Below are 4,541 nucleotides of genomic sequence, written 5' to 3'. Positions count from 1 at the left end.
GGCTTCAGCACCTGAGAAGCCTGTGAAATCACATCTTCCAGTGTACATAAAACTTCATGGCGGGCAATGGCTTTCGGAAGATGGGGATTCGTCAGGCCATGGCTTCCTGTCATATACGGTGGATTACATGTAACAACAGAAAAAGAAGCCCTGCCAAATATGGCAGCAGCCTCCTTAATATCTCCCGTCCGGATCGTCACCGTATCTTCCAGATGATTATAAGCCACACTGCGTCTTGCCATCTCGGCACTGCGTTCCTGAATCTCCAGACCTGTAAAATGTTCCCCCTGGGTTTTTGCTTTTAGCAAAATAGGAATAATTCCTGTACCGGTACCCATATCCAGTGCACGCTCCCCCTTCTTCACCTTTGCAAATCCAGAAAGCAGCACTGCATCTATTCCGTAACAAAAATCCTGCGTATTTTGAATAATAAAATATCCATTCTGCAGATCATCCAGACGCTCATGTTCCTTTAATTCAACTGTCATCTCAGATATCCTCAGTTTTCTCTCTCCAGTTTTTCCAGTTCCTTCATCTCTTCTTTGGATAATTTTACTTTATCCTTTTTATGCTTCGGACGGAACTTCAGTTCTTCCACTTTATATTCCCGAATCTCTTTTTCATCCTCAATATCCACAATAACCTTAACCAGCTGACGCAGTACATTGACACTCTGTACTTCACCTTTGATTCCCTCCGGTGTAGTAACCGTATCGCCGGTATTCGGCAGTCTCTTATTCAGGTACTCGTAAGTTTCCTGTTCATTTTTCAGACAGCACATAAGTCTTCCACATACTCCGGAAATCTTTGTAGGATTTAATGAAAGATTCTGCTCTTTTGCCATCTTGATAGAAACCGGTGCAAATTCAGAAAGATATGTGTGACAACAAAGTCCTCTTCCGCAAATTCCCATACCTCCCAGAATTTTTGTCTCATCTCTCACACCAATCTGACGCAGTTCAATTCTTGTCTTAAAGACAGCCGCCAGATCTTTTACCAGTTCACGGAAATCAATCCGTCCATCTGCTGTAAAATAAAACAATACTTTATTATTATCAAAGGTATATTCCACATCAATCAGCTTCATCTCCAATTCGTGGGCACGAATCTTCTGCAGACAAATCTGATATGCTTCTTTTTCTTTCTTCCGGTTGCTCTCCGCCTTTGCATCATCTTTCGGTGTTGCCACACGGATCACATCCTTCAGTGGCTGCACAACTTCATTATCATCTACTTCCTTGGGGCCCAGAACCACAGTGCCGTACTCTACGCCTCTGGCTGTCTCCACGATTACATGCTCTCCCGGACTTACCTGGAAATTTTTCGGATTGAAATAGTAAATCTTACCTACATTCCGAAATCTGACTCCTATTATTTTTACCATATTAATTCTCCCGTATTGTCAGGAACAGCAATTCCATCACCAGATCAAAGTTTACATTTGCATGTAAACGTTCTTTCGCAGTTCCTATGGCATCAATAATCTTCTCGATTCCCTCATAAGAACTTTTCTTTGCCCGTTCCTTAATATAATTCAGCTGATCCTTAAACATCAGCCCATCCACCTCTTTGGTGGCTTTAAAAAACAGTACATCCCGGAACCACATAGCAAACAAATCCAAATACTCGTCAATATTCTGCTTCTCTGCTGAAAGTTCTTTAATCATCTCAACCATTTCATACAGTTCCAGCTCTTTTGACTTTTTCAAGATCCGAAGTGCCTGCTCAGTCATCAGATTAAAATCATCGGATTCTGCCATCTGTTTTGCTTTCCCGATATTTCCCTGTGAAAATGCTGCGTCCATCTGTGCCTGATAATCAGGAAGATTCATTTTTTCCATCAGATAATCTTTGACCATGCTCTCCTGCACCGGACGAAGATTCAATTTCACACACCGTGAAGTAATGGTCGGAAGAAATGCATCCATATTGCTGGTCAAAAGCATAATCACCGCATAAGCCGGCGGCTCCTCAATCGTCTTCAGAAGAGCATTCTGTGCCTGAAGAGTGAGTTTTTCAGCTTCATCTACAATATATATTTTATAAGAACTGCAGTACGGTTTGATCATCACGTCTTCAATAAGCTGGGTACGAATATCTTCAATACCAATGGAATTTGGCTTTTCATGGGTAATATATATAATATCCGGATGATTTCTGCTCATCGCTTTCTTACAGGAGCGACATTCCTGACAAGGATCAATATCCTTCTTTTCACACTGTAATGCCATAGCAAATGTGTTCGCCAGCAGTTTTTTTCCGGAACCCTTCTCACCACTGAGAATATATGCGTGAGAAACTTTTCCTAACCGAATTGCATTCTGCAAATGCTGTATAATTTCTTCATGACCAACGATTTCTTTAAAACCCGGCATTATATCACCTCCTGCTTTTTTGTGTATTGATAACATCATCTATTAGTATAACACAGATTTTACGTATTTTTCAATGTCTGACATACAAGTAATAAAATCCATATTCTGAAAACGGCGGGAAATTCCGGCTGCCTTTATATTTGCCTCACTAAAATCCTGACTATCCGCAAGAAATCTGCGGCACATTTCCTCATATTTGGGTATTTCCTGAGTTTCTTCCCGTGCAATTGCTCTCTTAAGACGCATTCCGTCTTCCACTTCTATATAGACAGGACATACCTTATTTTCCCCATAGTATTTCTTCAGCTGTTCATAGGACTCCAGAGTACCGATTCCCAGATAATTATATTTTTCCAGATTCATATTATCGACAGTAAAATATCTCCACAGACCATAAACCGACTCATATCCCCGATCCTCAATGATCTTTCCGGAAGCTTTCAGACACTGAAATTCGTCCTCATTTACAAAGTAATATTCCTGTCCATCCTTTTCTCCATCCCGGATAGGTCTGGTAGTATATATAATCAGCCTGCGGAAATGAAGTTCCGGATTTTCCAGTAACTTTTGATAAATCGTATCCTTACCGGATGCACTCTTTCCCATAATATAAAATAACTTACCCATATCTGTGTTCTTTTCCTGTAACATCATTCTATTGTTAAAACTTTATGTATCATACTAACATAAGAAATAACTGATTTCAATAAAAGGAGGAGATTTGGTATGGCAATATATTTTTTAGATTTTTCAGAAATACTTAATTTCTTTTCCATACGTAGGACACATCTTTGGAATATAATGGACTTATCTTCAAAGGAGATAAATTCTCCGGTCAAATGATAAAAATGCATATTAGCCTCAGGGCTTTGCAGTAACTTAAAAAGAGGACGGCGGCTGCGTATTAAGTAAGTCAGAGTTTGCGTCGTGGCTGTCGGACCTCGCCAAAAAAATCAACCTGTTACTGTGAAAATATCTACACAATAACAGGTTTTTACATAAATTTTCTTTCTCCTTTTTATGATCCGCAGAATCGCCGCAGAGGATATCAATCTGTCCCTCATCCACATGAATCGGCTCACCGAACATTCCGGACACGGAATCTACGATGGTCATAATTCCATATTCATGGAGCTTTTTACTGATCTCTTCCACCGGATTCAGCACTCCACTTGGCGTATCACAATGAACAAGAGTAGCATATTTGAAATCATGATTCTTTTCCAGATATTTACCAAAAGCTTCCACATCGATGGCTTTTGTATAAGGTGCAGTGTAAAATTCCACCTTGCCGCCATACATAGTAACAAAATCCGCAAAGCCTTTCCCATAGATTCCATTGTCAATGACAAGAACCTTATCTCCCGGCTCCGTCAAAGAAGCACAGGCTGCTTCAAGACCCAGAATTCCCTCTCCGTCCAGGATAAAGGCTTCATTTGTACTCATAATAATAAAAACTCCTCTGTATCATTTATAGCCACTATGCTACTTCAGATTTGGTTTTAGTGACATGCTCCCACCACTTAAATCAAAGATTATGAAGTGGGGGCTTCCTGTTCAATGGCTCTCATGAGCCAAGTATCTGCAGGCTACCCTCGCGTGCCCCGCGATTGTTTTTGCCCGGATACGGGCATTTTTATTACTTTGTCCGGATACGGACGTATTTTCTTTTTTGCTCCCTGCTTATACAGTCAGCATTCTCCGCGCTTCTTCACGGATATTGATTGCTGCGTTTTTGTCCCTGTCCATGACACTTCCACAGTCACAGCGATAGATCCGCTCGGATAATTTCAGTTCTTTTTTTACATTTCCGCACATACAGCATTTTTTGCTGGACGGAAAGAAACGATTGGTCTTCACCAGTTTCTTACCCTGCTCCTCCAGTTTATATGTCAGAATATCACGGAACATCCCGTAGCTGTTATCCATGACGCTCTTACCAAAATTCAGACAACGGCTCATAGCTTTCATGTCAAGATCTTCCACACCTACCGCATCATATGTGTCTGCGATCTTTCTGGTAAGTTTATGGATATAGTCTTTCCTCTGGTTTCTTACTTTCTCATGGCACAATGCTACTTTTCGCTTCTGCTTCCTGTAGTTACAGCTCCCTTTCTGACAATGCGAAAGCCTTCTCTGCTCTCTTGCCAGTTTTTCTTCCGAATT

The 4,541-nt window shown here is 40.9% G+C and carries 5 protein-coding genes and 1 pseudogene; all 6 read right to left on the bottom strand.

The genetic code is table 11. The annotated features are described in order from the left end of the window. Window positions 1-488, bottom strand: a 488-nt coding sequence (locus QZZ35_RS09380; protein ID WP_291237160.1) for a tRNA1(Val) (adenine(37)-N6)-methyltransferase, incomplete at its 3' end; no start/stop codon positions are given. Between the two features lie 11 nt (window positions 489-499). Further along, entirely contained in the window at window positions 500-1,384 is an 885-nt protein-coding gene (locus tag QZZ35_RS09375) for a PSP1 domain-containing protein (protein ID WP_291237159.1), read from the bottom strand. A gap of 1 nt (window position 1,385) precedes the next feature. Further along, window positions 1,386-2,375, bottom strand: coding sequence for a DNA polymerase III subunit delta' (holB, locus tag QZZ35_RS09370; protein ID WP_291237158.1), 990 nt, complete (start codon window positions 2,373-2,375; stop codon window positions 1,386-1,388). 42 nt (window positions 2,376-2,417) lie between these two features. Continuing rightward, a complete protein-coding gene (locus QZZ35_RS09365) occupies window positions 2,418-3,002 on the bottom strand; it encodes a guanylate kinase (RefSeq protein WP_291237157.1) in 585 nt (194 codons plus the stop codon). 402 nt (window positions 3,003-3,404) lie between these two features. Then, a pseudogene (locus QZZ35_RS09360) lies at window positions 3,405-3,827 on the bottom strand (aminotransferase class V-fold PLP-dependent enzyme); the annotation flags it as partial. A gap of 231 nt (window positions 3,828-4,058) precedes the next feature. Next, the coding region (locus tag QZZ35_RS09355; RefSeq protein ID WP_291237156.1) for an RNA-guided endonuclease InsQ/TnpB family protein at window positions 4,059-4,541 on the bottom strand (483 nt) is incomplete at its 5' end.

The sequence above is a fragment of the Frisingicoccus sp. genome, from assembly GCA_016298055.1.
Lineage (GTDB): Bacteria > Bacillota > Clostridia > Lachnospirales > Lachnospiraceae > Frisingicoccus.
Note: the sequence above shows the minus strand (reverse complement) of the source record. Positions and strands in the feature narration are given on the sequence as shown.

Coding starts and splice junctions, on each gene's coding strand:
- QZZ35_RS09375 (WP_291237159.1), bottom strand. CDS start 1,384: ATGGTAAAAATAATAGGAGTCAGATTTCGGAATGTAGGTAAGATTTAC.
- holB (WP_291237158.1), bottom strand. CDS start 2,375: ATGCCGGGTTTTAAAGAAATCGTTGGTCATGAAGAAATTATACAGCAT.
- QZZ35_RS09365 (WP_291237157.1), bottom strand. CDS start 3,002: ATGGGTAAGTTATTTTATATTATGGGAAAGAGTGCATCCGGTAAGGAT.